The sequence below is a fragment of the Streptomyces atratus genome, assembly GCF_900119365.1.
Classification (GTDB): Bacteria; Actinomycetota; Actinomycetes; order Streptomycetales; family Streptomycetaceae; genus Streptomyces; species Streptomyces atratus_B.
Genome location: NZ_FPJO01000007.1, coordinates 13,073 through 36,789 on the forward strand (window position 1 = coordinate 13,073; position 23,717 = coordinate 36,789).

Annotated in this window: 20 protein-coding genes and 2 pseudogenes; 12 read left to right on the forward strand and 10 right to left on the reverse strand. The window is 70.1% G+C overall.

The annotated features are described in order from the left end of the window. Positions 1-37: 37 nt before the first annotated feature. From rplW to rpsJ, 4 genes are read right to left on the reverse strand one after another with little or no spacing between them, the layout of a single operon-like run. The gene (gene rplW, locus BT364_RS14350) at positions 38-361 is read right to left on the reverse strand and encodes a 50S ribosomal protein L23 (protein ID WP_014154589.1); all 324 of its coding nucleotides are present in this window, start codon (positions 359-361) and stop codon (positions 38-40) included. Further along, positions 361-1,011: a 50S ribosomal protein L4 gene (rplD, locus tag BT364_RS14355; protein WP_072485541.1), complete on the reverse strand. Its 651-nt coding sequence runs from the start codon at positions 1,009-1,011 to the stop codon at positions 361-363. The genes rplW and rplD overlap by 1 nt, the downstream gene beginning before the upstream one ends. A gap of 4 nt (positions 1,012-1,015) precedes the next feature. Beyond that, complete coding sequence (rplC, locus tag BT364_RS14360; protein ID WP_072485542.1) at positions 1,016-1,660, reverse strand: 50S ribosomal protein L3; 645 nt, start codon at positions 1,658-1,660, stop codon at positions 1,016-1,018. Positions 1,661-1,673: 13 nt separating this feature from the next. Next, the gene (gene rpsJ, locus BT364_RS14365; RefSeq protein WP_003948644.1) at positions 1,674-1,982 is read right to left on the reverse strand and encodes a 30S ribosomal protein S10; all 309 of its coding nucleotides are present in this window, start codon (positions 1,980-1,982) and stop codon (positions 1,674-1,676) included. Positions 1,983-2,513: 531 nt separating this feature from the next. Between rpsJ and BT364_RS14370 the strand changes: the two genes are divergently transcribed. Continuing rightward, positions 2,514-4,184 (forward strand): RNA ligase family protein, encoded by a 1,671-nt coding sequence (locus BT364_RS14370; RefSeq protein ID WP_072485543.1) that lies wholly within the window; start codon positions 2,514-2,516, stop codon positions 4,182-4,184. Between the two features lie 162 nt (positions 4,185-4,346). Beyond that, on the forward strand, positions 4,347-6,644 hold the full coding sequence (locus tag BT364_RS14375; protein ID WP_072485544.1) for an RNA repair domain-containing protein: 2,298 nt from the start codon (positions 4,347-4,349) through the stop codon (positions 6,642-6,644). A 54-nt stretch (positions 6,645-6,698) separates the two neighbouring features. Here the strand turns inward: BT364_RS14375 and BT364_RS14380 are convergent, their stop codons facing one another. Both BT364_RS14380 and BT364_RS14385 read right to left on the reverse strand, forming a co-directional pair. Next, positions 6,699-6,908 carry a DUF397 domain-containing protein gene (locus tag BT364_RS14380; RefSeq protein ID WP_072485545.1) on the reverse strand — a complete coding sequence of 70 codons (210 nt, stop codon included), beginning with the start codon at positions 6,906-6,908 and terminating at the stop codon, positions 6,699-6,701. Further along, positions 6,905-7,429, reverse strand: a pseudogene (locus BT364_RS14385) (DUF5753 domain-containing protein); the annotation flags it as partial. The pseudogene BT364_RS14385 and the gene BT364_RS14380, both read right to left, overlap by 4 nt. A gap of 110 nt (positions 7,430-7,539) precedes the next feature. Here BT364_RS14385 and BT364_RS42945 point away from each other — a divergent pair. The 4 genes and pseudogenes from BT364_RS42945 to BT364_RS14405 all read left to right on the forward strand — a co-directional run. Then, positions 7,540-7,665 (forward strand): annotated as a pseudogene (locus tag BT364_RS42945) (ATP-binding protein); the annotation flags it as partial. A 340-nt stretch (positions 7,666-8,005) separates the two neighbouring features. Next, positions 8,006-8,941, forward strand: a complete 936-nt coding sequence (locus BT364_RS14395) for an RpnC/YadD family protein (RefSeq protein WP_371268591.1) — start codon at positions 8,006-8,008, stop codon at positions 8,939-8,941. A gap of 201 nt (positions 8,942-9,142) precedes the next feature. Further along, positions 9,143-9,601: a GNAT family N-acetyltransferase gene (locus BT364_RS14400; protein WP_072485810.1), complete on the forward strand. Its 459-nt coding sequence runs from the start codon at positions 9,143-9,145 to the stop codon at positions 9,599-9,601. Between the two features lie 202 nt (positions 9,602-9,803). Further along, entirely contained in the window at positions 9,804-11,870 is a 2,067-nt protein-coding gene (locus BT364_RS14405; RefSeq protein ID WP_072485547.1) for a PIG-L family deacetylase, read from the forward strand. A gap of 122 nt (positions 11,871-11,992) precedes the next feature. Here BT364_RS14405 and tuf read toward each other — a convergent pair whose 3' ends face one another. The 4 genes from tuf to rpsL all read right to left on the reverse strand — a co-directional run bounded on the left by tuf (position 11,993) and on the right by rpsL (position 16,356). Continuing rightward, complete coding sequence (gene tuf / locus BT364_RS14410; RefSeq protein WP_072485548.1) at positions 11,993-13,186, reverse strand: elongation factor Tu; 1,194 nt, start codon at positions 13,184-13,186, stop codon at positions 11,993-11,995. A 160-nt stretch (positions 13,187-13,346) separates the two neighbouring features. After that, positions 13,347-15,473, reverse strand: coding sequence for an elongation factor G (gene fusA, locus BT364_RS14415; protein ID WP_072485549.1), 2,127 nt, complete (start codon positions 15,471-15,473; stop codon positions 13,347-13,349). Between the two features lie 38 nt (positions 15,474-15,511). Continuing rightward, positions 15,512-15,982 (reverse strand): 30S ribosomal protein S7, encoded by a 471-nt coding sequence (gene rpsG, locus BT364_RS14420; protein ID WP_072485550.1) that lies wholly within the window; start codon positions 15,980-15,982, stop codon positions 15,512-15,514. A 2-nt stretch (positions 15,983-15,984) separates the two neighbouring features. Further along, positions 15,985-16,356, reverse strand: a complete 372-nt coding sequence (rpsL, locus tag BT364_RS14425; RefSeq protein WP_003948652.1) for a 30S ribosomal protein S12 — start codon at positions 16,354-16,356, stop codon at positions 15,985-15,987. Between the two features lie 382 nt (positions 16,357-16,738). Between rpsL and BT364_RS14430 the strand changes: the two genes are divergently transcribed. From BT364_RS14430 to BT364_RS14455, 6 genes are all read left to right on the forward strand, one after another. Next, positions 16,739-17,485 (forward strand): Crp/Fnr family transcriptional regulator, encoded by a 747-nt coding sequence (locus BT364_RS14430; protein ID WP_072485551.1) that lies wholly within the window; start codon positions 16,739-16,741, stop codon positions 17,483-17,485. A 152-nt stretch (positions 17,486-17,637) separates the two neighbouring features. Continuing rightward, positions 17,638-18,417, forward strand: a complete 780-nt coding sequence (locus BT364_RS14435) for a hypothetical protein (RefSeq protein ID WP_072485552.1) — start codon at positions 17,638-17,640, stop codon at positions 18,415-18,417. Continuing rightward, positions 18,414-20,588: a hypothetical protein gene (locus BT364_RS14440; RefSeq protein WP_072485553.1), complete on the forward strand. Its 2,175-nt coding sequence runs from the start codon at positions 18,414-18,416 to the stop codon at positions 20,586-20,588. The genes BT364_RS14435 and BT364_RS14440 overlap by 4 nt, the downstream gene beginning before the upstream one ends. A gap of 35 nt (positions 20,589-20,623) precedes the next feature. After that, on the forward strand, positions 20,624-22,129 hold the full coding sequence (locus BT364_RS14445; protein ID WP_072485554.1) for a hypothetical protein: 1,506 nt from the start codon (positions 20,624-20,626) through the stop codon (positions 22,127-22,129). Next, positions 22,126-22,635 (forward strand): Pycsar system effector family protein, encoded by a 510-nt coding sequence (locus BT364_RS14450; protein ID WP_072485555.1) that lies wholly within the window; start codon positions 22,126-22,128, stop codon positions 22,633-22,635. The genes BT364_RS14445 and BT364_RS14450 overlap by 4 nt, the downstream gene beginning before the upstream one ends. A 123-nt stretch (positions 22,636-22,758) precedes the next feature. After that, positions 22,759-23,700 (forward strand): M48 family metalloprotease, encoded by a 942-nt coding sequence (locus tag BT364_RS14455; protein WP_256259776.1) that lies wholly within the window; start codon positions 22,759-22,761, stop codon positions 23,698-23,700. Positions 23,701-23,717: the final 17 nt, after the last annotated feature.

A 23,717-nucleotide genomic window follows, 5' to 3' on the forward strand; every position in this document is an offset into this window, starting at 1 on the left:
CTCAGTCCTCGTCCGATTCCGGACGACTCGACCTCCGTCAGGAGGTCGGGCCGCCGAAGATGTCGATACGGTCGCCCTCGGCGAGGGTCACGATGGCGCGCTTGGTGTCAGCGCGCTTGCCGAAACCGGTCTTGGTGCGCTTGCGCTTACCCTGCCGGTTGATCGTGTTGACCCCGGTGACCTTGACCGAGAAGACCGCTTCCACGGCCTGCTTGATCTGGGTCTTGTTGGAGCCGGGCGCGACGATGAACGTGTACTTGTTCTCGTCGAGCAGCGCGTAGCTCTTCTCGGACACGACCGGCTTGACGAGAACGTCGCGCGGGTCCGAGTAGGTCTTGCTGGTAACGGTCGCCTCGCTCATCAGGCGTCGCTCCCTTCGGTCTCAGCGGTCTGGGGGCCAGACACGAAGGACTCGAGGGCGGCCTGGGTGAAGACCACGTCGTCAGAGACGATCACGTCGTACGTGTTCAGCTGGCCCGGCTCCAGGATGTGCACCTGGGGCAGGTTGCGGGCGGACAGCCACGCGGCCTCGTCGGCACGGTCGACGACCAGGAGCAGGTTCTTGCGCTCCGAGATCTTGCCGAACAGCGTCTTGGCGGCCTTCGTGGAGACAGCTCCGTCGACCACGCCGGTGACGACGTGGATGCGGGAGTGACGGGCCCGGTCGGAGAGGGCACCGCGCAGGGCGGCGGCCTTCATCTTCTTCGGGGTCCGCTGCGAGTAGTCACGCGGCTGCGGGCCGTGGACGACGCCACCGCCGGCGAACTGCGGCGCACGGGTCGAACCCTGGCGCGCGCGGCCGGTGCCCTTCTGGCGGTACGGCTTGCGGCCACCACCACGGACTTCGCCACGGGTCTTGGTCTTGTGCGTGCCCTGACGGGCAGCTGCCAGCTGTGCGACGACGACCTGGTGGATCAGCGGAACGCTGGTCTTCGCGTCGAAGATCTCCGCGGGGAGCTCGACGGTACCGGCCTTGTCGCCTGCCGGCGAAAGGATGTCAATGGTGCTCATTACCTCAAGCCCCCTTGGCCGCGGTACGGACCAGGACGAGGCCGCCGTTCGGACCGGGGACTGCGCCCTTGATGAGGAGCAGACCCTTCTCCGCGTCAACCGCGTGGATGGTCAGGTTCTGGGTGGTGACACGCTCGTTGCCCATGCGACCCGCCATGCGCATGCCCTTGAAGACACGGCCGGGGGTGGCACAGCCACCGATGGAGCCGGGCATACGGTGCACACGGTGGGCACCGTGGGACGCCTTGCCACCCTTGAAGTTGTGACGCTTCATCACACCGGCGAAGCCCTTGCCCTTGCTCTTGCCCGTGACGTCGACCTTGACGCCGGACTCGAACACCTCGGCAGTGACTTCCTGGCCCAGCGTGTACTCGCTGGCGTCAGGGGTGCGGAGCTCCACCAGGTGGCGGCGCGGGGTCACGTCGGCCTTGGCGAAGTGGCCCTTGAGGGGCTTGTTCACCTTGCGGGGGTCGATCTCGCCGAAGGCGATCTGGACTGCCTCGTAGCCGTCGTTGTCGTTGGTGCGGACCTGGGTGACGACGCAGGGCCCGGCCTTGACGACGGTCACCGGGACGACCCGGTTGTTCTCGTCCCAGACCTGGGTCATGCCGAGCTTCTCGCCCAGGACGCCCTTAATGTTCTTAGCCATCTCGCGCGTCACCTCAGAGCTTGATCTCGATGTCGACGCCCGCCGGCAGGTCGAGACGCATCAGCGAGTCAACCGTCTTCGGCGTGGGGTCGAGGATGTCGATGAGGCGCTTGTGCGTGCGCATCTCGAAGTGCTCGCGCGAGTCCTTGTACTTGTGCGGCGACTTGATGACGCAGTACACGTTCTTCTCAGTGGGCAGCGGCACCGGGCCCGCGACCGACGCACCAGTGCGGGTCACCGTCTCGACGATCTTCTTCGCCGAGGAGTCGATGACCTCGTGGTCGTAGGCCTTGAGCCGGATGCGGATCTTCTGTCCCGCCATGGCTACTAGTAGTCCTGTCTCTCGTAACGCTCTGGAACCCGGGAGCTCTCAAGACTCCACCTCCGACCCACGCGGTCGGGCGTGTCGCATCCCCTCTACGCAGATCTCCCGAAGGATTTCCCAACCAAGGGGGTGCGGGCCCGAGGACCGCAGGACCGGGGGCGAAACACCCACCGGGTGCCTGGCCGGTGCCCCACTGACGCTTCCCGGAAGATTCCCGTACGTCCGACCCGCGAGGGGTCGACGAGTACTGTGGGACTCGCTTCCGGTCCTCCCGGCGGGAGGCGCGCAGCATTGACACTCAACCGAGCAACCTGGTCAGTGTGCCATACGGGGCGTGAGCCTGGCCAATCGGGCGGAGGATCTTACCCGCCGTGGCCGCTCGGTCAAACGCGGGCGCGCAGCGGGAGCCGTGCCGGGCGCGCTCATCGTAATCGGGTCGAGCGGTGCGCAGTAATCGGGTCGAGCGGTGCACACCCCGGTGCCTAGAGTGGCCGGCCGGGCCGGCCGTCGTCACCAGGGGCATCGATCATGCGTACGCACTATCCGCGCACCGCGCATCTGCCCTGGTCCCCCGGAGCCACCTCGGACGACGTACGGATCGCGGATCTCGCCGCGCTGACCGGCCGCGAGGTCGTCGTCACCGAGAAGCTGGACGGCGAGAACACCACGCTCTACGCCGACGGGCTCCACGCCCGCTCCCTCGACTCCGCGCACCACCCCTCGCGGGGCTGGGTGAAGGCGCTCCAGGGCCGGGTCGGGGCGCGCATTCCCGACGGCCGGCGGGTCTGCGGCGAGAACATGTTCGCCCGCCACTCGATCCCGTACGACGGCCTGGAGAGCTTCTTCTACGGCTTCTCCGTCTGGGACGGGGAGCGCTGCCTGGACTGGGACCGGACCGTGGAGTACCTGCGGGGGCTGGGGATACCGGTGCCGCCCGTGCTGTGGCGCGGAATCCTCGACGCCCGCGCCGAGAAGGCGCTGCGGGCGCTGAAGCTCGACACCGGACGGCAGGAGGGGTACGTCGTACGGCCCGCGGACGGCTTCGGGGCGGCGGACTTCGGGCGGCTGGTGGCCAAGTGGGTGCGGCCCCACCACGTACAGACCGATACGCACTGGATGCACGCCGCCGTCGTGGAGAACGGACTCGGCCCGGCCGCCGCCCTGTGGGCCGTACGGTCCGGGGCACCGGTCGACGCGGTGGCGCTGGCCGCCGCCACGGGTACGGACGCGGGGGACGCCGGGGCCGCCCGCGCGATGGGCGACGCCCTCGACGCGCTGGGCCGGACGGGCGAGGACCGGCTGACCGGGGTGCTGGCCGCGCTGCTGCACCGTTCCCGCCGCACCGGACTCGCGCCCGCGCTGGCACCGGCGCTGGGGATGCCGCTCGCCCGCCGCGTCGCGGACCTCGTCGGGCTGCACCCCGGGCTGCACCGCCCGTACCCGGACGAGGAGCGCCGCACCGGACTGGTCCGGATGTCGTTCGCCGCCGATCTCCCGCTGCTGCACGCGCTGGCCGCCGCGGTGGCGGACACCGCCGAGGCGCGCGAGCAGGTGGAGTGGTCGGCGCTGCACGCGGAGGACGTGAGCGAACCGGCCGGGCTGCGGGAGGCGTTCACGGATCTGGAACCGGACGCCGCCGACCGCTGCCTGGCGCAGGCCCGCGAGGCGTACGCCCTGGGCCGGGTCACCACCGCCGAGGAGGCGGTTGCCGCGACCTGGCGCTGGCGGAGCGGGGACTTCCCGCGTCTGGTTCATCTGGTCGGCCCGTCCGGCAGCGGCAAGAGCACCTTCGCGCGCGCACTGCCCGGCGTCGACACGTACCTCTCGCTCGACGATCTGCGCCAGGCCCGGGGTTCGCGCGCCGACCAGAAGGCCAACGGGGACGTGCTGCGCGAGGGGCTCGACCGGCTGGACGCCGCACTCACCCCGGGCTCCACGGTCGTCTGGGACGCCACCTCCCTCAACGCGCACCAGCGCTCCCTGGTGCACGGGGTCGCCCGGCGCAGGGACGCACTGCTCACCCACGCCGTGGCCCTGGTCGACGAGGCGGAGCTGATCCGCCGCAACGAACGCCGCAGCCACCCCGTACCGCCCGAGGTGCTGACCTCGCAGCTGCACAGATTCGTTCCCCCGTACCCCGGCCAGGCACACCGCACCTGGTACATCGGCGCGAGCGGAACCGTGGAGGACAGGGCGTAGGGCCTTCCGTCTGGATCAGGCCGGATCAGGGAGCGGGGTCCGGTGCCGTGGATCGCAAGGCGGAGGAGGGAGTCATGGCGGAGTCATGGCGAGTGACGACAACGCCGCGAGGCGCGGCACCGGGGCACGCGAGCCCGGCGTGATCCAGACGGAAGGCCCTGAATGCGTACCAGCGAGGAGATCTACCACCGGGTCCGCTGGGACACCCGGTTCGATCCGGCGCGCTTCGTGATGGGCGTCGCGCAGCGCAGGACGGTGCCCAAGCGGGTGCCGCTGCCCCGCTTCACGCCCGGCGGGGACATCCCGTGGCACCGGGTGCTGTTCTTCGAGGCGGACGGTGAGCTGGTCTGGGACCGGTCCTCGGGCGTGGACCGGATCGACGCGACGGAGGCCGGGCGGGTACGCGCCCCGCGCCGGCTGCCGTCCCCGTACTTCATCTCCCGCACGCCGCACGCGTACTCCGCGCCGGACGTCGCCTGGAAGCCCGTGCCCGAGGACGCACCGGCGCCCGAGCCGATCGCCTCGCTGACGCTGCTGACCTGGAACACCCTCTGGGACCGCTACGACAGCGACCGCATCGACACCGCCCGGCGCCGGCCACTCCTGCTCGACGCCCTGCGCGCCGCGGACGCCGACGTCATCGCCCTCCAGGAGACCGAACCCGCCCTGCTCGCACTGCTGTTGGCGGCGCCCTGGGTCCGCGAGGGCTACATGCTCTGGGCCGACCCGGCCGGCCGGGACGTCGCCGACTACGGGCTGCTGCTGCTCAGCAGGGTCCCCGTGCGCGAGGCGGGCCTGCACGCCCTCGGCCCGCACAAGGCGGTCGCGGCGGTCGTCGTGGACGGGCCGGACGGACCGGCCACGGTCGCGGTGACCCACCTCAGCAGCGACCACGCGGCCGACGGCGCCCTTCGGCGCGATGCCGAACTGGCCGATATGGCAACGGGGTTGGCGGCGGTCGAGGGCGATGTGACGCTGCTCGGCGACTTCAACGACGGCGGGGACACACCGCAGGACCGGCTGGGGATGGCGGACGCCTGGAGCCGGGTGCACGGCGCGGACGACCGGACGCCCACCTTCGACCCGTCGGTCAACCCGCTGGCCGCCGTCTCCTCGCTGACCGGGCGGGTGTCCCGGCTGGACCGGGTGCTGGTCCGCTCGGAACGGCTGCGGCCCGCCTCGGCGGTGCTGCTGGGCGACGTACCGACGTCGGACGGGCTGTACGTCTCGGACCACTTCGGGGTACGCGTGGAGCTGGCCGCCGACGCGGTCTCGGCGGCGCTCGCGGCGGAGGACGGGACGGAGGCGTGCGCGGCGGAGGAGGCGGGCGCGGCCGATGCCGTGCGCCGGCTGGCCGCCGCCCTGCCCGAAGGGCGCGTCCACCTGGTCGGCTCGCGGCGGATGGGCTGCGCGCTGCCCGGCGCGGACCTGGACCTGGTCGCGGCGCTGCCCGGTGCCGTGGATCTGCCGGGGGTGCGGGAGCGGCTGGCCGCGGCCCTGCCGGACGCCGAGGAGCTGCGCGAGGTGACCGGTGCCCGCGTACCGGGCCTGCGCTTCGCCCTCGGCGGCCTCCGGGTGGACCTGGTGACCGTGGCGACGGGCGGCCTCGCCCCGGCCGAGGCGGTGGCCCGGCGCGCCGAGCTGGGCGAGGCGGCGGCCACGGCGCTCAGCGCGGTGAGCGACGCGGATGCCGTGCTCGCGGCGGCGGACCCGCACCGGGCGGCGTTCGTGGGCCTCGCCCGCGAGGTGAAGGCCTGGGCGCGGGCGCGCGGCCTGGACTCCGCCCCGTGCGGCGGACTGCCGGGCCTCGCCTGGTCCGTGCTGGCGGCCCGTACCGCCCACGAGTCGGGCGACCTGCCGCCGCTCCCCCTGCTCAGGCACTTCTTCGCGACCTGGGCCACCTGGGACTGGGACCGCGCGGTCGGCTCCGGCGCGGCGGGCGGGACCGGCGGCTCGAACGGGACCGCCGGTCTCCCCCTCACCGTGCTGACCCCGACCGCCCCCGTCCGCCCCTGCACCTCGCAGGTCTCCCCCGCCGGCCGCGATCTCGTCGCCGAGGAACTCTTCCGCGCCTGGGAGATCCTGGAGTCCGCCGACGACTCCGCCCCCGTACCGCACGCCCTGCTCTGCGCCCCGCCGCCGCTGCACGCGCAGCACACCGCCTGGGCCCTCGCCTCCGTACGGCCCGGCCCCGACGAGGGGCGGCTGCGCGGCCGCCTCCTCGCCCTGGCCGCCGCCCTCGCCGGGGCGGGCGCCCCGGACTCCCGTATCTGGCCGCGCCCGCTCACTGCCGAGGGTCTGGCGGGATACGCGATCGGCCTGGGCGCCACGCCACCCGACGGACACCGGCTGGCGGAGATCGGGGCGGAGATTCTGCGCGGCATCCCGGACGCAACGCTGGCCCGGGTGGAACTGTCAGCTCTCCGGCCGACCGGAGACCCGGCGTTCGCCCTCTTCTGACAGCAACGCGCCCCGGTCCGGCATCAACTGGGCTCGGGGCGCGACTGCGCGGGATCAGTGCCTGGCGGCGTACGAGACGAAACCCGCCCACGCTTCCTCGCCGAAGGCAAGCTGTGGCCCCGGCAAGTTCTTCGAATCGCGGACGCGCACCGCACAGGACGCAGTCGCCACCTCGACGCAAGAGTCCCCTTCACTGCTGCTGCTGTAGCTACTCTTGAACCACTCCAGCTCGGAAGCGTCCCCGGCAGAGGTCTTGCGGATCATGTCTCTCCCAGCAGTTGCTCGATGAAGGCCAGCGACTCCCGTGGCGCGAGAGCCTGGGCCCGGATCATCCCAGAGCGCAGCTCAAGGATCCTGAGCTGCTTCGGATCGGAGACCGGCCGTCCGGCGAAGGCGCCGTCCGACCGCCCCACCGCGGTGCCGTCCTCGAACTTCAATACTTCGACTCCGCCGCCCATTCCTGCGTGATCCTCGCGATTGGCCGGCATCACCTGAATCTCGACGTTCCTCAACTGCCCGACGTCCAAAAGTCGTTCGAGCTGTCGACGCAGCACCATTGTGCCGCCGATGGGACGGCGCAGCGTCACCTCTTCCTGCACGAAGCTGAGCGCAGGGGCGGGTGACCTCTCGAAGACCGCTTGCCTGGCCATACGCGCAGCCAACACCCGCTCCACTTCATCCTGCGAGTACGAGGGCCGCCTCATCTCGAACAGTGCCCGCGCATACTCTGATGTCTGCAACAGGCCGTGGATGTTGTGGTTGCCGTACAGCCCCATCTCAACTGCACACGTCACCCCGGACAGCCGGGACAGCACTGGACAAGCGCGGGACAATCACCGTACGCAAGCGGCTCGTCGCTGTTCACGGTACGCACGCCCCGGCCACGCTGAGCGGCGTGAACCAACACATCACCCGAACCGAACATTCCGCTCCTGCCCGCCAGTTCACCGTGCTGCTCTCCCCCACCCGCCGGGGCGCGCGGCTCGCCCGCCTCCTGGCCATGGCTCATCTGGGCGATTGGACGCCGGGGCACCGTCGTCGGCCCTGTCCCGCACAAGACCGTCTGGGCCGAACTCGACCTCGTACCGCGACCGCTCCACCGGGTCGCGGAAACCCACGACCCGGTGAGCCACGTCCCCGCGCTCCACGACGCATAAAGCTTTAAAGAACCTGGGGAAATTACCCTCCCCACCCAAACCCGACCTCGTCACTCACTCGGGTGACATGGGGCAACTGGGCTGGATTTCATGCGGGTTCGCTGGCATATGCTCGCCGCGACAACTCCAGACATGCGACGGCCCCCGACCGAGATTCACCGTCTCAACCGGGGGCCTGACCACCGAGGAAGTAGGAGCTTCCCGATGGGTACCCCGCAGGTTACCGCGCCCCCGTGCGCCCCGTCCTCCGTACCCGGAGACGCCACACCGTCATCCGGCGTCATCCACGTCAACTTCCGGCATGCCGCAGGCTTCACCGTCATCGGCAACCACCTCGCCCAGCACCGCGGACTCTCCCTCGCCGCGATCGGCCTCGCCGCCCACATCCAGTCGCTCCCCGCCGGAGCCAGGATCGGCATCAAGCACCTCGCCGAACGCTTCCCCGAGAGCGAGCCCTTCGTCCTCGCCATCGAGGCCCAGGGCAAGAAGGACCCGCGCAAGACCGCCAGCTGGCCGTACTGCGTCACCTATCTCCACAACAGGTACGGACTTCCCGTCCTGTTACTGGTCGTCTGCCAGGACCGCGCAACCGCCGAATGGGCCGCACGCCCCATCTCCATCGGCGTCCGTCAATGGCAGACCCTCGCCCTGAACCCACTCGTCGCGGGACCGCACAACATGCCGGTCATCACCGACGTGGCCGAAGCCCGCAAAGACCTCGCGCTCGCCACCCTGGCCGCCATCACACACGCCGACAATCCGGACGTCGGTGCCATACTGAAAACCCTGTCCGCCGCACTGCGGGACACACCGGAAACCATCGCCGACCCCATCGTCGAACTCACCGCACAGGGCCTGGGCAACCGCCCGGCCGCACAGCACTGGAGGAACCTGGTGGCCGTGGACACGTCTTTCTACAAGTCCTTCATGTCGGAAGAAATCCGGGACGAAGGCCGAGCACAAGGCCGAGCCCAAGGCCGAACCGAGGACATCCTGCTCGTACTGGAACAGCGCGGCATCACCGTTCCCGACAAGGTTCGCGAGCGGATCACCGATTGCGGCGACCCCGAGACTCTGCGCCAGTGGCTCATGCGAGCCGTCACCGCCGCCTCCGCCGAGGAGATCTTCGCCGAGAAGTAGCCTCGTCCCGGCGGCTGCGGCCCTCCAGTACGCCATCGGCCTGGGCCGTACCCCGCCCGACGGGACCCGGCTCGCAGAGATCGGCACGCGGCTGCTGCTCGGCATCCCGGAGGCGGGGCTGCGCCGGGCTGACCGCGGAGAGGCGCCGGACCTGCGGTGACCGCCGAGAACCCGCGCCACCGGTCCTGCGAGAATCCGTCCGTGATCACGAACACCACCGCGACCTGGTCCCTGTGCCCGGCCCGGCCCGAGGACATCGACGCCATAGCCGAGCTCAGGGCCATCGTGATGCGCCCCGACCTGGAGCGGCTCGGACGTTACGACGAGCACCGCGTACGCCAGAGGCTGCGCGACGTCTACGCGCCGGAGCACACCTCGCTCGTGGTCGTGGACGGCGAGTTCGCGGGGTCCGTCACCCTGCGCCCGGTCGAGGACGGCCTGTGGCTGGAGAACTTCTACGTCTCCCCCGCCCTCCAAGGACGCGGGATCGGCACCGCGGTGCTCCGTACGCTGCTCGCGCAGGCCGACGAGGAAGGCGTGACCGTGCGGCTGGACGTGCTGCAGGGCAGCGCCGCCCGCGCGCTCTACGAACGGCACGGGTTCACCGAGGAGCGGCAGGACCCGGTCGATGTGTTCATGGTGCGTACACCCGTGAGTTGAACTGTCCGGGTCACATCATCGGATATCCAGGCAACCCACCCCCGGGAATCTCCGTCTATCCCCCCGCAGCAGCGGCTCGCCACCTGCCGCGACCTGCACGGATTCGGTACGCAGCACAGGGCCGCCCAACCGCCCGCTGCGGGGGAAGTGGACGGAGCACGGTGTGACGGATCGACCCGCCTTGCGCGCATCCCGCCCGGGAATGCCGCGGCGCACCCTGATGGCCGCGGCCGGCGCGACCGGCCTGGCGGCCCTCACCGCCTGCACGGCGCCCTCACCGCCCCGCCGCCGCGATCCCGCCGCGGACCCGATGCCCGGAATGCCGATCAGTACCTCGCACCCGGCCCTGATGATGCAGATCCTCGCCCACCCGGACGACGACCTGTACTTCATGAACCCGGACACCCAGCAGGCCCTCGACTCCGGGACCCCGCTGGTCTGCGTCTATCTGACCGGCGGTGAGGCCAACGGCATAAATCGAATACCGGGCCGACCGCTGCCCGCACCCGACAAGGCCGCGTACTCCTCCTCGCGTCACCAGGGGCTCCGCCAGGCGTACTCGACACTGCTCGGCCTCGGCAGGTTCACCCCGTGGCAGAAGTCCGTCATCGAGCTGCACGGCGGCCACCGCGCCGAGCTCAACACCCTCGCCCACCGCGGCCGCAAGGTCGAGCTGATCTTCATCAACACCGCCATGCACACCTCGTACGGACGGCTCGGACTGCCCAGCCTCTGGCAGGACCGGCGCCTGGTCCTGCCGACCGTCGTCGCCGACGGCTCCCCGCTGAAGAAGGCGGGTTCGTACACCTACGACGGGCTGATCGACGTCCTGGTCGGGCTGTTCGAGCAGTACCGGCCGAGCATCCTGCACACCATGGACCCGGACCCCGACATCCAGCACAGCAGCGAGGCCGTCCGCCTCCGGGACAGCGAGCAGCAGGGCTACTCCGACCACCCCGACCACACCGCCGCCGCGCTGTTCACCTGGGCGTCGCTGATCCGGTGGGTGGCGCGGACCACCGAGAGCGGCGGCGAGGTGCCGAGCTTCGCCACCACGGCGTTCCGGGCCTACTACAACCGGCACTGGCCGAAGAACCTGCCGCCCGCCGTGCTCGCCGAGAAGGCCTCGCACCTGGTGCCGTACGGCGGCTCGGCCGACTGGCAGTGCGGCAACCCGGCAGGCTGCGGGGACTACAACGTGGGCGGCGACCGGCCGCTGACCAACCGGAAGGGCTGGGTACGGTCCACCCACTACCGCTACCCGGGCCCCCGGCCCGCCGTCGCCGCCGAGCCGGACGGCCGGCTCGTCACGTACGGGGTGCTGGGCCTGCGGGCGGTGCGCCGGCGAGAGAGCGCACCGAGCAGCGGGGTGTGGGACGCGCCGGACGACCTCGGCGGCGGCCCGCTCGCCCCGGTCCTGGGCAGCGCGACGCTGCCGGACGGGCGCCATCTGCTCTTCGGGCTGCGGTTCTCGGCGATCGGCGGGCACGGCGCGGACAACCAGCGCGAGATCGTCGCGCTGGAGCAGCGCTCCCCCGGCGGTGCCTTCCGCGCCTGGCAGGGGCTGGGGAACCCGGTGCGCGGGCACGACGGCGGGCGCCGGATCGGTGTCCCGGTCGCGGTCGCCGCGCCCGACGGGCGGGTGCATCTCTTCGTACGGAACGCGGAGAAGGGTGTCAGTACCCGGGTACGGGACACGGCCGGCCGGTGGAGCGGGTGGCTGGACATGGGCGGCGGCGAGATCCAGGACGGGCTGAGTGCCGTGGTGGACGCCGAGGGCCGGGTCCATGTCTTCGCGGCGGGCCGTTTCGCGGTGCACCACTGGACGCAGGACGCACCCGGCGACGCGCTGACCGCGCGCACCCAGATCACCGGGGTGCCGGTGCCCGGTGACGGGCCGGCCGCGCTGCCGGGGGCGGACGGGAGCATCGGGCTGTTCTACCGCGCGGCGGCGAAGGCCGCCCTGACGACCGTACGGACCGGGGAGACGGCGGACGAGACCGGCATCGACGGCTACGGCCGCCGGATCCCGGACCGGGCGGGCTTCGACGGGTACGGTCCGGTGGCGGCCGCCGGGTCGCCGGGTGCCCCGGTGCTGCTCGGTCGCACCTTCGAGGGCCTGATCCAGCTCCGTACGCCCGGACGGCTCTTCGTACGGCGGCGCGGCCCGGTGGCGCTGGACGGGCCGGCCCTGCACATCGGCAGGGACGGACGGCCGGCGGTGGTGGCACTGGGACCCGACGCCCTGCCCTGGATCTGGCGCCCCTGAGCGAGAACCCGCCCGGACATCCTGCCCGGACATGAAGAAGGGCCCCGGTCCACCGCTTGCGCGGCGGGCCGGGGCCCTTCTCGGTGCTCTGTGCGGAGCAACCAGGTCAGACAGTCAGGTAATTACTTGACGATCTTGGTGACCTGGCCGGCGCCCACGGTCCGGCCACCCTCACGGATGGCGAACTTCAGGCCCTCTTCCATGGCGACGGGCTGGATCAGCGAGACGCTCATGACGGTGTTGTCGCCCGGCATGACCATCTCGGTGCCCTCGGGAAGGGTCACAACGCCCGTCACGTCCGTGGTACGGAAGTAGAACTGCGGGCGGTAGTTGTTGAAGAACGGGGTGTGACGGCCACCCTCGTCCTTCGACAGGATGTAGGCCTGGGCCTCGAACTCGGTGTGCGGCGTGACCGAACCGGGCTTGATGATGACCTGGCCGCGCTCGACGTCCTCGCGCTTGATGCCACGGAGGAGCAGACCGACGTTCTCACCGGCCTGGCCCTCGTCGAGCAGCTTGCGGAACATCTCGATGCCGGTGACCGTGGTGGTGGTCTTCTCCTGCTTGATACCGACGATGTCGACGGTCTCGTTGACCTTCAGGATACCGCGCTCGATACGACCGGTGACGACGGTGCCACGACCGGTGATCGTGAAGACGTCCTCGATCGGCATCAGGAACGGCTTGTCGACGTCACGCTCGGGCTGCGGGATGTTCTCGTCGACGGCCTTCATCAGGTCGAGGACGGTCTGGCCCCACTCCTTGTCGCCCTCAAGAGCCTTGAGCGCCGAGACCTTGACGACCGGCAGGTCGTCGCCCGGGAACTCGTACTCGGAGAGGAGCTCACGGACCTCGAGCTCGACGAGCTCCAGGATCTCCTCGTCGTCCACCATGTCGGCCTTGTTCAGGGCGACGACGATGTACGGAACGCCGACCTGGCGGGCCAGGAGCACGTGCTCCTTGGTCTGCGGCATCGGGCCGTCGGTGGCGGCGACCACGAGGATGGCGCCGTCCATCTGCGCGGCACCCGTGATCATGTTCTTGATGTAGTCCGCGTGACCCGGGCAGTCGACGTGCGCGTAGTGACGCGACTCCGTCTGGTACTCGACGTGCGCGATCGAGATCGTGATACCGCGCTGGCGCTCCTCGGGAGCCTTGTCGATCTGGTCGAAGGCCGAGGCCTCGTTCAGGTCCGGGTACGCGTCGTGCAGCACCTTGGTAATGGCGGCCGTGAGGGTCGTCTTACCGTGGTCGATGTGACCGATGGTGCCGATGTTGACGTGCGGCTTAGTCCGCTCGAACTTCGCCTTCGCCACTGGGTCCTCCTGTGGAGTGGTTCTGTACGCCTTGCTTCATCGGCGCCAGGTGATCTTTGCTGGGATGCCGGGCCCGGGGGCATTCGACACATTGCTTTCGCTCTGCGAGGAATGCCCCACCAGGCTCCGGTGACAAGCCTAAAGCGTGAGCTCGGGAGAGTTACTCGCCCTTGGCCTTCGCGATGATCTCCTCGGCGACGTTCCGCGGAACCTCGGCGTAGGAGTCGAACTGCATCGAGTAGCTTGCGCGACCCGAGGTCTTGCTGCGGAGGTCTCCGACGTAGCCGAACATCTCCGAGAGGGGCACGAGGCCCTTCACGACGCGAGCGCCGCTGCGCTCCTCCATGGCCTGGATCTGGCCACGGCGGGAGTTGATGTCGCCGATGACATCGCCCATGTAGTCCTCGGGCGTGGTGACCTCGACGGCCATCATCGGCTCGAGGAGAACCGGGGACGCCTTCCGCGCGGCCTCCTTGAAGGCCTGCGAACCGGCGATCTTGAAGGCCAGCTCGGAGGAGTCGACCTCGTGGTAGCCACCGTCGAGAAGAATGACGCGGACGCCAGTCATCTCGTAGCCGGCCAGGATGCCGAACTGCATGGCTTCCTGAGCACCCGCGTCCACCGAGGGGATGTACTCCCTGGGGATGCGGCCACCGGTGACCTTGTTGACGAACTCGTACGAGGCCTCGCCGCCCTCGATGGGCTCGATCGCGATCTGCACCTTGGCGAACTGACCGGTACCACCGGTCTGCTTCTTGTGGGTGTAGTCGACGCGCTCGACGGCCTTGCGGATCGTCTCGCGGTACGCGACCTGCGGCTTGCCGACGTTCGCCTCGACGCGGAACTCGCGCTTCATGCGGTCGACGAGCACTTCGAGGTGCAGCTCGCCCATACCACCGATGATGGTCTGGCCGGTCTCCTCGTCGGAGTGCACCTGGAAGGACGGGTCCTCTTCGGAGAGGCGCTGGATGGCGACACCCAGCTTCTCCTGGTCGCCCTTGGACTTGGGCTCGATGGCGACCTGGATGACCGGTGCCGGGAAGTCCATGGACTCCAGGATCACCGGCGCCTTGTCGTCGCAGAGCGTCTCACCGGTGGTGGTCTGCTTCAGGCCCATGACGGCGATGATGTCGCCGGCGCCCACCGAGTCGATCTCCTCACGCTTGTTCGCGTGCATGCGGTAGATCTTGCCGATGCGCTCCTTCTTGCCCTTGACGGAGTTCAGCACCGAGGTGCCGGACTCCAGGCGGCCCGAGTAGACCCGGACGAAGGTGAGCTTGCCGAGGTGCGGGTCGCTCATGATCTTGAACGCCAGCGCCGCGAGCGGCTCGTCGTCGGACGGCTTGCGCTTGACGACGACCTCGGGGTCCTTGACGTCCTGGCCCTCGATGGCCTCGACGTCCAGGGGCGAGGGCAGGTAGCGCACAACGGCGTCGAGCAGGGGCTGAACGCCCTTGTTCTTGAACGCGGTGCCGCAGAACACCGGGGTGACGGTCGTCTCGCCGTCCTTGCCGGAGTTGATGGTGATGCGACGGATGCCCTCGTAGAGCTGCTCCGCGGACGGCTCTTCGCCCTCCAGGTAGAGCTCCATGAGCGCCTCGTCGTTCTCCGCGGCGGCCTCAAGGAGCTTGCCGCGGTACTCCTCGGCCTTCTCCGCGAGGTTCGCGGGGATGTCGACGATGTCGTACGCCTCGCCCTTGGTCGCTTCCACGGGGTAGACGAACGCCTTCATCGTCACGAGGTCGACGACGCCCGTGAAGTCGGCCTCGGCACCGATCGGGAGCTGCATGACGATCGGGGTCGCGCCGAGGCGGTCCGTGATCATCTGGACGCAGCGGAAGAAGTCGGCACCGGTGCGGTCGAGCTTGTTGACGAAGCAGATACGCGGCACGCCGTAGCGGTCCGCCTGACGCCAGACGGTCTCGGACTGCGGCTCGACGCCGGCGACACCGTCGAACACGGTGACGGCACCGTCGAGGACGCGGAGCGAACGCTCCACCTCGACGGTGAAGTCGACGTGACCCGGGGTGTCGATGATGTTGATGGTGTGGTCAACATCATTGAGCGGCCAGTGGCAGGTCGTCGCGGCGGACGTGATCGTGATGCCGCGCTCCTGCTCCTGCTCCATCCAGTCCATCGTGGCAGCGCCGTCGTGGACTTCACCGATCTTGTACGAAACGCCGGTGTAGAAGAGGATCCGCTCAGTGGTGGTCGTCTTGCCCGCGTCGATGTGGGCCATGATCCCGATGTTGCGGACCTTGGCCAGGTCAAGCGAAGTGGTGGCCATAAGGCTCAATCTTCTCTCGGTCTCGATGTGGGTAGCGACTACCAGCGGTAGTGCGCGAAGGCCTTGTTGGACTCGGCCATCTTGTGGGTGTCCTCGCGCTTCTTGACGGCAGCGCCAAGACCGTTGGAGGCGTCGAGCAGCTCGTTCATGAGGCGCTCGGTCATGGTCTTCTCGCGGCGGGCGCGGGAGTAACCCACGAGCCAGCGCAGCGCGAGGGTGGAGGCGCGACCGGGCTTGACCTCGATCGGCACCTGGTAGGTGGCGCCACCGACACGGCGGGACTTGACCTCGAGCGAGGGCTTGACGTTCTCAAGCGCGCGCTTCAGCGTGATGACCGGGTCGTTGCCGGTCTTCTCGCGGAGGCCCTCCATGGCGCCGTACACGATCCGCTCGGCGGTGGAACGCTTGCCGTCCAACAGGATCTTGTTGATCAGCGAGGTGACAAGAGGAGAGTTGTAGACCGGGTCGATGATGACCGGGCGCTTCGGGGCGGGGCCCTTACGAGGCATTCTTACTTCTCCTTCTTGGCGCCGTAGCGGCTGCGGGCCTGCTTGCGGTTCTTGACACCCTGGGTGTCGAGCGAGCCGCGGATGATCTTGTAACGAACACCCGGCAGGTCCTTCACACGGCCACCACGCACGAGCACGATGGAGTGCTCCTGCAGGTTGTGTCCCTCACCCGGGATGTAGGCCGTGACCTCGATACCGGAGGTCAGACGCACACGCGCGACCTTACGGAGCGCCGAGTTCGGCTTCTTCGGGGTGGTCGTGAACACACGCGTGCAGACGCCACGGCGCTGGGGCGAACCCTCGAGCGCGGGCGTCTTGTTCTTCTCGACCTTGTCCTGCCGGCCCTTCCGGACCAGCTGCTGGATCGTAGGCACTACTTCTCCGGTTTCTGTGTGCCGTTCGTGAAACTAACCTGGAACGTCACCGACCCACGCGGTCGGGTGTGTCGAATACTGCAAGCTCCTGCCGCAAGGCAGAAGGAGCGCAGATTGCGGTGGCCACTGACGGACTCGCCGTGCGGTTGAGGACACGCACACGAGCCCAGGCACACCCCAGGCACAAGGTCTGAGCGTACCTACCTCATCGACTCCGGTCAAAACAAATGCGGTCCACCGCGACGCGCCGGACTTCCGCAGCCCACGGCCAACGGAATTGAGACAGCTGCCCGCGAACGCGCGGCAGGAAAACAACCTTGGCGGTCCGGTAATGCGCGTTCTCAGTACATTGAACCGCGCGGTGGACGATCGGGGGGGCGGGATGGCGGCGTACATACCCGATGGCGGCGGGCTCGACGACCGGGTGCCCTTCCTCGCCCGCCTGGAGCGCGAGGACCGGGTGTCCCTGCTCGGACTGGGCCGCGAACTGGGTTTCGCCTCCCGGGCCCCTCTGCTCAGGCAGGACGAGCCGTCCGCGTACGTCCTGCTGATCGTCAACGGCTGGACGAAGGTCACCACGTCCGCGCCAAACGGTTACGAGGCGTTGCACGCGCTGCGCGGCCCCGGCGACATCGTGGGCGAATCGGCCGCGTTGACCGGCCGGCCACGTTCGGCGACGGTGACCGCGCTCTCCCCCGTGCGGGCCGTGGTCGTGGCGCACGAGAAGTTCCGCGCGTTCGTGGCAGGCTCCGCCAGGGTCTCGCTCACGCTCCTGGCGTTGACCGCCGACCGTACGCGCGCTGCGGACCGGCGCAGCCTGGAGTTCGCGGCGATGACGGTACGGGAGCGCTTCGCCGTTCTGCTGCTGGATCTGGCGCACACCCACGGCTGCCGTACGGACGAAGGCATCGAACTCGACATACCGCTCAGCAAACAGGAACTGGCCGGGGCGGTCGGCGCCTCCAGGGAAATGGTCCAGCGGCTGCTGAAGGACCTGCGCGAGCGCGGCATCGTACTGACGGGCCGGCGGGCGATGGTGATCGTGCGGCCGGACGCCCTCCGCCGGATCGCACGGGCACAGGATTCCGCCCGACCGCTCGTCCGTCACGAAGCCCCGTTCCCTCCGTAGAGAGGCTCCGTCCGCTCCGCGGAGGAACGCGGTCGCAGATGACTCTGTGCACACGGTCACACTCGAAGTGAGTCATCCGCCCTCACCACCACAGTCCCATCAGCCTCACGCTCGTGCCTTCGGCCCACGGAGACCCGAGCGAGAGGCACCCCATGAACGATCCCGTGAACAGCACGATCCTGCTGCTCGACATCGAGAAGTACAGCGAGCGGGACGATGTCGAGCAGGCGTATCTGCGCCGCATGCTCTACGACCTCACCGACCGGGCACTGCTCGCCGCCGGGATCGACGAGACCCTGCGCAGGCGGGCGGACCGCGGCGACTCCGTGATGGAGTTGATCGACGCCAACTGCTCGGTGATCGCCCTGCTGCGGGCGCTGCTGACCGAGGTGCCGGCCCAGTTGCGCAGCCAGAACCGGCGTGCTTCCGCCTCGGCTCGGATGCGGCTTCGTGGAGTGGTCGCTTCGGGGTACGTCGCCGTGGACCGGCTCGACGGATGGGTCGGCAGCGATCTCAACCACGCGTGCAGGCTGCTGGACGCGGAGTCGCTGAGGACGGCGCTGCGGGAACGCCCGGACGACTTCGCGCTGTGCGTGTCCGATCCGGTCTACCGGGGCGTCGTGCGGCACAGCCACACCGGCGTACCGGCCGAGGAGTTCCGCTCCGTCACGGTGGACAGCAAGAACGGTCCGCTCGCCGCGTGGCTGCACGGCCCGCTTCCGAGTGAGCGTCCGCACCCCGCGAGCGGGAAGGCGTACTCTCCCTCGGCCTCCGGCATCGCCCCGGCCACCCCACAGCAACCGGCCCAGGCCTTCGACCTCGGCGGCGCCACGGTCAACGGAGGTGTCTTCGGCGGGACCAACCACGGCATCGGGGGCGGCACCTTCTCCGGGGACGTCCACCTCGGCGGCGGCCGGGGGGAGAGCCGATGAGCTCCGAGGAACAGCCGCACGGCTCCCAGCCCCCGGCAGGCGGAGACCAGTCCTCCGAAGCGCCGGACGGCCGCCAGGCGGACGGGGAGACGACCGAGGAGACCGACCAGCCGCAGCCCGCCTGGGCGGCCCGGCGGGACCTGGAGAACCACACCCCCCGGACCATGGGATTCGGGGACGGCGCCCAGGTCGGCGGGGGCGTCTTCGGCGGGACCAACCACGGCATCGGCGGCGGCACCTTCTACGGGGACATCCTGCTCGACAGGACCGAGATCATCTACCAGTTCGGCGCGTCCTCCGCCCTCCACGCCTCGGGCGAGATCTCACAGTCCACCCTGGAGGAGCTGTCTGCCTGTTTCGTGCCCGCGTGCGCCGACTTCGAGGCGTTGGTCGACCGGCTGCGTGAGGAGCATGTCCTGGTGGTCTCGGGCCCGTACTTCGCGGGTCGACGGACCGCCGCACTCATGCTGCTGCACCGGCTCCGCGCGGATCCGGTCCAGGCGATCGGCCGGGACACCACCCCCGGGCAGCTCACGGCCGGTCTCGGTGGCGGCGAGACGCGCGACGGCCGGACCACCGGCCATGTCCTGTGCGATCTGATCACCGAGCCGGGCCGGCCGCTGCGGGAGGCGGATCTGCTGGCTGCCCGCAAGGAGTTGGGCGAGGACGCGTATCTGGTGATCACCGTGGGGCCGACGGCCCTGCTGGAGGACGTGCCGGTGGTGAGCTGGCAGGCTCCCCCGCCGGGTGATGTCCTCGCCGCGCACCTGGGTGTGCTGGTGGGCGAGGACCGCGTGTTGGAGCTGCTGTCCCTGCCCGCCGTGACCGCGTTCCTCGAACGCAGCCATCAGCCGCGCGAGGCCGCCGAGTTCGCCCGGCTCCTGGCGAGGTACGAGACCGGGGAGGCCGATGCCACGAAGCTCGGGGCCTTCTCCCTGGTCGCGTTGGAGAACCAGGTCCAGGAGTGGTTCGAGGACGACGGGACCGTACTGCACCTGCGGGACAAGGCGTTCCTCGTCGCCCTGGCCGCCTTCGACGAGGGCCCGTACGCCCTGACAGCGGAGCTGAGCGATCTGCTCTACGTCTTCCTCCACGAAATCGAGAACGGGATGCGGTCCGCCACCGTCCCGGTCTTCGGCACGCACATCGGCAAGCGGCTCCAGCTCGCCCGGGCCCGGCGGTTCGAGGCCGAGGAGCCCACCGAGTGGGGTCCGGTCCGACAGGTGAAGGCCGCCTACCGGGACGAGCGGGCCCCGCTCGTGCTGCTGCGCGAGATATGGACCGGGCACCCCTCGGCTCGGCCCGCGCTCGTGCACTGGCTGCAACGGCTGGCCGGGGACGGACGGCCGTTCGTGCGGACCCGCGCCGCCTCCACCGTCGCCGTGCTCGCCCATACCGATCTGCCGTCCGCCATGGCGCTGGTCATCGAGCCATGGGCCTCCTCGCACCTCTACCGGCACCGCCTCGTCGCCGTCAACGCGCTCACGCTCACCCACGTGCTGGGCACTCCCAACGTGCCGCGCATCCTCGACGCCTGGTGCGAGAGCGACGAGTCGCCGCTGCGCTGGGTGGCCATCCGTGCCCATGGACTGATCGGGCCGGAACGCCCCTTGGAGACCCTGGCGGCGCTTCGCGCGGCGGCCCGACACCAGGCAGGACAGCCGGAGTCCGACGCGGATCTCTCGGGGCAACTGGCCGAGTCCGTGGAACTGTTGCTGCTGTCATCAGCGGGCGACGACGTGCTCGCGGGGCTGCTCAAGACGCTGCACGACGACCGTCCGGCGACCGAACTCGCACTCGGTGGCTTCATCAGCGCCTGTCGTCGGAGCGAGCAGGACGAACGCCACGGGCAGCCGCGGGTTCTGTCCTGGTACGCACGGGCGTCGGAGGCGCGGACACCGGCCGCCACCGGCATCGTCGAGTTGTGGCGCACCGCTCTGGGGAGCCGCGGCCACACCCGGGACGCCCTGGACGTACTGCGCCGCTGGGTGCTGTCGGCGGACCACGACCCCGGCACGGAGTGGGCGCTCGCCGCCCTGCTGCCCTCACTCGCCACCACGTCGTCGGAGCACCAGCGGCTCAGCCATCTCCTGCGGACGATGCCCGGCGAGGACGGCACCGATCCCCCGCCCGTAGCAGGCCGGCTACTGGCCGTCCTGCCTCATCCCTGACCTGCGATCCCGGACACAGCAACAGGAGAGTGCCCATGCCCGAATTCCGCCGCGCACCCGACTGGGACCAACGGGCCGACCGCGCAACGCGGTTGACCGACCCGGTGGTCACGGTCCGGCAGCTGTCCCGGTTCGGATTCGCCCGCCGTCCGCTCACCCGCATCGACCACGCCCTGGTCTTCTCGGCCCCGGACGGCTCGTACGACACCTACCTCCCGCCGGTCCGCCCCACCCGGGCCGGAGCCGCCGCGAAGCGATACACCTCGGTGTACGAGGTCGACATGGGTGTCCATCCCGTGCGCGAGGTGATCGGCCTGCCGAGCAACGACGACGCCTTCGAGTTCGCCGTGGTCGTCGAGCTGTCGTGGCAGGTCGTCGATCCCGCTCTGTTCGTGGCGAGCCGGCACCGTGACGTACCACGGCTGCTGATCGGCGAGCTGGAACAGTCGGCCCGGTCCGTCACCCGCCGCTACCCCGCCTCCCGGAGCGCGGAGGCCGAGGAGGCGCTGCTGAGGGAAGTGCGCGCACAGGGCGCACTCGGCACCCGGGCGGGACTCGCGGTGACCTGGACCGTACGGCTGCGCGGGGATCAGGGGGTCATCGACCATGTGCGGCGCATGAGGGCCATCGACCACGCGGCCACCGAGCAGGTACACACCGAGCGGCGCGGCAGGGAGCACGATGCCGCAATCGAACGGCGCGCGAGGGAGCAGGACGCGCTGCAGTGGGGCCGCGCGACCGAGTTCGAGGAGCTTCAACACGAGCTGAGATTGCAACAGCAGAAGCGGCAGCACACGGAGGCGGTCGACCGGGCCCGTCGCCAGATGGAACTGCAGCAGGTGAACGCGGAGAAGATCTCCTTCTACGAAAAGCACTTGGAACAGGGCGGGGTCCGCGCCTGGGCGCTGCACCTGGCCGACCATCCCGAAGACACCGAGATCGTGGTGGCCAGCCTGCGCCAGGACCAACTGCACATGCTCAAGGCGCAGATGGAGCTGGCGGGCGAGCTGCTGAAGGGCGACAGCGCGGAGAACCACGAGTTGGAGGCGCCGAAGAAGAGGGCCCTCCAGGCACTGATCGACGTACTGAACCAGCACCTTCCCGGGGTCACCACGCAGAGCACGGCTGAGGGCCGGCTGACCGTGTCGATGCCACAGGACGCGCCGGGAGCGGTACCGGAAGCGGTCGTCCGGGGCACGTCCCGGCCGGGCTTCGATCTGACCGACGGCGTGCAGGAGCACCGGCTCGGCGGGACGCCCATCCGCGGGACGGATCCAAAGGCGGCCACTCCGTTGATTCCCTTCCCGGGCTGGCAGCCGCCGCCGGGCTATGGCAGCGCGCCTCTGAGACCGGCGGGCGCCGCCACGCCGTCGGCCGGTGCGAAGGGCGTGTGCGAGGACACGACGGCGGAGGCCACCGGAACGGCCGACCGGGACGGGACGACCGACGCGGCCGAGGCCGCGAAGCCGCCGAGCGCATCGGACACGCCCCGGGCCACGGACGTGGCAGGAGCGCCGGGCCGGGAGGACCACGTCACATGACCGACAGACCACCGGTCCGGAACACCGATGCCGGGACGCGGCTCCTCCTCGATCTGCGGTCCGAGATCGCACGGGCCGACAGCAAGGCGTCCGTACTGGTCGCCGCGCTCGGCATGACCGCAGGCGTGATCAGCGGCTGGCTGGCGGGCAGCGAGTGGCGACCGAGCGCGCTCTCCGCCCCCGGCACGGCCCTGTGGTGGACAGGCACCGGCGGGCTGGCGACCGCGCTGCTCTCCATGCTGATGGCCGTACTCCCGCGCTACCGCGGCAGTACCTGGGTTCCCGGGGACCCGCTCACCTACTTCGGGGACATCCGGCGCGCCGCCCGGCAGAACCGGATACCGGAAGCGCTCGACGCCACCGAGAGCGCCCGGACCACGGCACTCGTCACGGCCCTGACCGAAACCAGCCGGATCGCCGTCTGCAAGCACCAGTGGATACGTGCGGGGCTGCTCGCCTACTCCATCGGCACCTTCCTGCTCCCCGCCTCGCTGCTCCTCGGCTGACGCTCCTCCCGCCAAAGGATGATCATGACTCCACCGCCGGCTCAGCCCCAGGACCCGGGCGACGGGCCCGTGCCGCCCTCGGACCCACATCTGAACGCCGCAGCACCACACCCACCTGATGACTTGATCTACGAGCACGGGCCGGGCCGACGTGTGTACTACACAGCGCATCAGCGGCGTGTCGACATCACCGCGCTCGGACAGCTGGCGCTGGCCCTGCCCGCCTTCCTGACGAGCGCGCTCGTGGTGCTGCTCGTGAGCACGGTCCTGGACGGCTGCCTCGGGTTGCCGTTCTGGATACCGGTCGTGCTCTGGCCGGCGTCCGGCGCCCTGGTCTTCCACCGGCCCACGGAGGACCTCCTCGCCCGCTACCTGCTCGGGCTCCGCCGCCCGATGCCCCGGGAGGCCGCTCGGCTGGAGCCGGTCTGGCGCGAGGTGACGGCCATCGCCGGGATCGACGGAGCGCAGTATCAGCTCTGGGTCGAGGAGAGCGACGACCTCAACGCGTACGCCGCCGCGGGCCACATCGTGGGGGTCACCCGGTTCGCCCTGGAGCAGCTGCCGAGCGGCCAACTGGCCGCCGTACTCGCCCATGAACTGGGTCACCACACCGGCGGTCACGCGTGGTCGTCGCTGCTGAGCCAGTGGTACGGGCTGCCGGGCCGGGCTCTCTGGCGCGCCCTGCGCGCGATGGCCCGCTCCGTCGTCACGCCTGCCCGGTGTGCCGTCTACCTGGCCGTCGGCGTGCTGCTCCTTGCGATCGGCGGGCTCGCCTCCACCGCGGCCGCCGTCCTGTACGGGCTTCCGTTGCTTCTGGTGCTCCCGTATCTGTCGGCAGCGGTGGGACGCCGTGCCGAACTGCGGGCCGACCGCCACGCCGCCGCTCTCGGATTCGCGCCGAATCTGGCCGAGGTGATGGAGGCGATGCACGCGAACGAGGTCAAGGCACGGCAGGCACTCGCCGTCGGGGGAGAACGGTTGGAGCGCGAGTCGACGCCTGCTCGGCTGCTCTCCACCCACCCCGATCTGCCGACCCGGCTGCACCATCTGCGGCGCTACCTGTAGCCGCGACCGCCGGTGCT

Excerpts from the sequence above, each read along its gene's own strand:
- BT364_RS14435 (WP_072485552.1), top strand. The coding sequence starts at position 17,638 with ATGAACGATCCCGTGAACAGCACGATCCTGCTGCTCGACATCGAGAAG.
- rpsG (WP_072485550.1), bottom strand. The coding sequence starts at position 15,982 with ATGCCTCGTAAGGGCCCCGCCCCGAAGCGCCCGGTCATCATCGACCCG.
- BT364_RS14440 (WP_072485553.1), top strand. The coding sequence starts at position 18,414 with ATGAGCTCCGAGGAACAGCCGCACGGCTCCCAGCCCCCGGCAGGCGGA.
- BT364_RS14430 (WP_072485551.1), top strand. The coding sequence starts at position 16,739 with ATGGCGGCGTACATACCCGATGGCGGCGGGCTCGACGACCGGGTGCCC.
- BT364_RS14395 (WP_371268591.1), top strand. The coding sequence starts at position 8,006 with ATGGGTACCCCGCAGGTTACCGCGCCCCCGTGCGCCCCGTCCTCCGTA.
- rplW (WP_014154589.1), bottom strand. The coding sequence starts at position 361 with ATGAGCGAGGCGACCGTTACCAGCAAGACCTACTCGGACCCGCGCGAC.
- fusA (WP_072485549.1), bottom strand. The coding sequence starts at position 15,473 with ATGGCCACCACTTCGCTTGACCTGGCCAAGGTCCGCAACATCGGGATC.
- BT364_RS14375 (WP_072485544.1), top strand. The coding sequence starts at position 4,347 with ATGCGTACCAGCGAGGAGATCTACCACCGGGTCCGCTGGGACACCCGG.
- BT364_RS14450 (WP_072485555.1), top strand. The coding sequence starts at position 22,126 with ATGACCGACAGACCACCGGTCCGGAACACCGATGCCGGGACGCGGCTC.
- rplC (WP_072485542.1), bottom strand. The coding sequence starts at position 1,660 with ATGGCTAAGAACATTAAGGGCGTCCTGGGCGAGAAGCTCGGCATGACC.
- BT364_RS14380 (WP_072485545.1), bottom strand. The coding sequence starts at position 6,908 with ATGATCCGCAAGACCTCTGCCGGGGACGCTTCCGAGCTGGAGTGGTTC.
- BT364_RS14370 (WP_072485543.1), top strand. The coding sequence starts at position 2,514 with ATGCGTACGCACTATCCGCGCACCGCGCATCTGCCCTGGTCCCCCGGA.
- BT364_RS14405 (WP_072485547.1), top strand. The coding sequence starts at position 9,804 with ATGCCGCGGCGCACCCTGATGGCCGCGGCCGGCGCGACCGGCCTGGCG.
- rpsJ (WP_003948644.1), bottom strand. The coding sequence starts at position 1,982 with ATGGCGGGACAGAAGATCCGCATCCGGCTCAAGGCCTACGACCACGAG.
- rplD (WP_072485541.1), bottom strand. The coding sequence starts at position 1,011 with ATGAGCACCATTGACATCCTTTCGCCGGCAGGCGACAAGGCCGGTACC.
- BT364_RS14445 (WP_072485554.1), top strand. The coding sequence starts at position 20,624 with ATGCCCGAATTCCGCCGCGCACCCGACTGGGACCAACGGGCCGACCGC.